The 2,857-nt window shown below is 58.7% G+C and carries 3 protein-coding genes; all 3 read right to left on the bottom strand.

The window, feature by feature from the left end; all coding sequences use genetic code 11:
* Nucleotides 1-1,185: hypothetical protein (locus tag ACMLHG_RS08745; RefSeq protein ID WP_417170247.1), on the bottom strand; the 1,185-nt coding region annotated here is incomplete at its 3' end.
* An 11-nt stretch (nt 1,186-1,196) separates the two neighbouring features.
* A complete protein-coding gene (locus ACMLHG_RS08740) occupies nt 1,197-1,910 on the bottom strand; it encodes a type II secretion system protein (protein ID WP_288513200.1) in 714 nt (237 codons plus the stop codon).
* Nucleotides 1,911-2,407: 497 nt separating this feature from the next.
* Nucleotides 2,408-2,857, bottom strand: a 450-nt coding sequence (locus ACMLHG_RS08735) for a helix-turn-helix transcriptional regulator (protein WP_417170246.1), incomplete at its 5' end; no start/stop codon positions are given.

Genomic DNA, 2,857 nt, shown 5'->3' with positions numbered 1-2,857 from the left:
ATCAACCGGGAAGAAGCGCTCCGGACGCTTAACCGCGGCAGCCCATGCATCACCGAATCCCTTTCCGGGCGGAGAACAGAAAAGGTTTGACATGCGAAGTTGTTCGGCCTTCCATTCGGTTTCGTTCAGCAACACGATCTGCGTGACGAATCCGCCCGCCCGCGAACATTCGACGGAAAGCTCGGAATCCGGTTGAACCTCGACCGGATCACGGAACCAGAGCCACCCGGTATAAATGCCGTTGCCGTCTTCATCGCGGCCCGCCGCTTTCACCATGCGGCCGCTGATTTCGGGGGCAAGTTCCCTGCCGTCAAGCCGGAAACGGTAGACATTTTCCGGCATCCAATAGTTATAACCGCCGAACATCGAATCGCCCTCGTTGCCGGAACGGTCCGAGGATTTGACGTTGACCAGCAGCCGGTAACGCCCGGCCGGAGCGCCGAGCCGGAACTGTTTCGGCCCCTTCCCGAGCGAAACGTTCCGCACCGGTTGCGAACCTCCGCCGAACGGCAGCGCAACCGCGAAACCGTCCACCTCCGAGCCTGCCGCCGTCCCCATGCCGTTCGCCTCCCCCGGAGCCGGGGCGCGGAAGCCGTCGAAATTCAATGCGCCGCCGGTCGCGTTCTCCTCACGTTCGCAGCGGATCACGAGCCTCGCCATGCCGTCCGGTCCCTGATAGGCGGCGCGGTAGACGACCGTATTCCATCCCGGTTCAAGCCGGATCAGGTCATAGGTCTCAGTGCAATACTGTTTCCAGTTGACTTCGAGCGAAAGCCGCATCTTCGCCATCGGTGCGCTGCGGTCGGCGGAGACCTGAAACGCAACACCGTAGGAGTTCCCCTTCTTCACCGGGAACTCCGGCGACGCCAGAACGAGCCAGCTGCACGATTTGAAGGTGAACATCCGCAGATAACTGTTTCCCTCGGCGGGTTCGATCGCAGGAGAGCGCTCTCCGAGCGTCCGGCCGCCACGATCGACGTAACTGACCGAGGTCCAAGGATTACCCTTTTCCGGCCGGGCGCTCCAACCGTGGATCTCCTTCACGCCCTCCGCATTCAACTGCGCGTTCGGTTCATGTTTCCGTTCAAATCCGGGGTCCGGCAGGAATCCGGCGATCGAAATCTCCGCCGCCCAGGCGATGCCGGCAAACATGGTCAGCAGCACAACCCAAATCGTTCTTCTCATCGCACTCCACCTCACTTCAGCCCGTACATCTGACATCTCTCGTTCTCACCGAGCCAGCGGAACGGCGCGACCTCGAACGCCACGACCGTATTCGGCACATTCGCCCCCGCAACATGGAAATCGGCATACAGCACATTGACCGTCCGGGCATGGCGGACCGCCGGGCGTCCCCACCCCGTATCGGTCTGCCAGTTACCGATATGGTTGGTCGGTGAAACCCGCCATTTTCCAGAGGTGCTGCCGTCATTCAGATAACGGTTCGTCACCGCATCCATCAGAAACACCTTGAAAGACGGATTCCTCACCTTCGTGATTTTGACGTAACTCCCAGGAGTGTAAGGCGCCGCAATGCCGAGGTTGAAGCCGTATTCGGTCGACTGCGCATTTACCGGCGTATTCCAGAAGTTCACCGGGCTGTCGATCCAGGCCGGACGCAAGCCGTTATTGGCCGGACAGAGAAACTGTTTGTTGGTCAGCGAAGGCGAATTGCGCCTGAGCTGGTGGACCCAGGTATTCGTATCGGTCGGACTGCAGGCCGGAAGGAAATCGTCGCTCTCCTGCGCGTACATGCCGACCGTCATGCCGAGCGACTTCAGATTGCCCGCGCATGACGTGGATTTGCCGCGATCCCGCGCCTGATTCAGCGCCGGCAGCAGCATCGAGGCCAGAATCGCGATGATCGCAATAACCACCAGAAGTTCGATCAGAGTGAACGGTTTGCGCATAATACCGGGTATGTGAAACGAAACAGTATTTCCGCCCGGCGAAAAAAGCGCGGTATGCGCCGCGCAGCGGATGTGAACGGTATAGCCGCAGGCGGACAAGGGCGCAACCCACGGGAAATGAAAGCCCGGCACAGAGTAAGAAATGGGGGTGCGGGGGAAATGTATTTCTCCCGCGAATCCCACGACAATGCAGACGGACGAGACCAGGAAGAGCAGATGGAACATTTCTGCCGCCAGAGGCCAAACAAATTCATTTAACCAAAAGGAGTTACATCATGACAGACCGTACACGGAAACTTCACATACCCGGTATTATGCGTAATTACGGTTATATTGTGACATATTCACCAGCAGTTCAATCAAGGTAAGTTGTCTCTTCATCCCGTGTTTCCCTTTCGATTACTTTCCGATAAGCGGTGGATGATTATATTATACAAAAGAACACGGGATACCGGAAGGGTCTGTTTTCGGAATTCATGGCGTAATCGATCAAAAATTTATCCAAGTCGATCATCCGGATTCCGTTCCGGCCTCGCTTCGGACAACCGGCGGCGGAATTCACGCGGCGAAATGCCCTCGGCCTTGCGGAATTCGCGCGAAAAGGAAAAGACATCCGAAAAACCGACCTGCGCGGCAACGTGCTTGACCGGCATTGCCGGATCGGCCAGCAGCCCGCGCGCGGTCTGCATCCTGAGGTCACGGAAATAGGCCTGCGGCGACCGGCCGAACTCCTGCCGGAAAAGCCGCCCGAGCGTCGCGGGGCTGACGTGACACGATGCCGCGATCCGGCTGACTGAAATCCGGTTCGGAACATTGATCGCGAACAGATTCACCGCCTGCTCAAGCCGTTCATCGCGCGGCAGCGTCACAGAGAGCGCCAGCTCGGTCAGCAGCTCCATGCCGAGCCCGGCAATCGCCGAAATGTCGGCAACCCGTCTCATGCCGAG

The organism is Victivallis sp., from assembly GCF_048170485.1.
GTDB lineage: Bacteria > Verrucomicrobiota > Lentisphaeria > Victivallales > Victivallaceae > Victivallis.
This window is presented reverse-complemented; position numbering and strand designations above follow the sequence as displayed.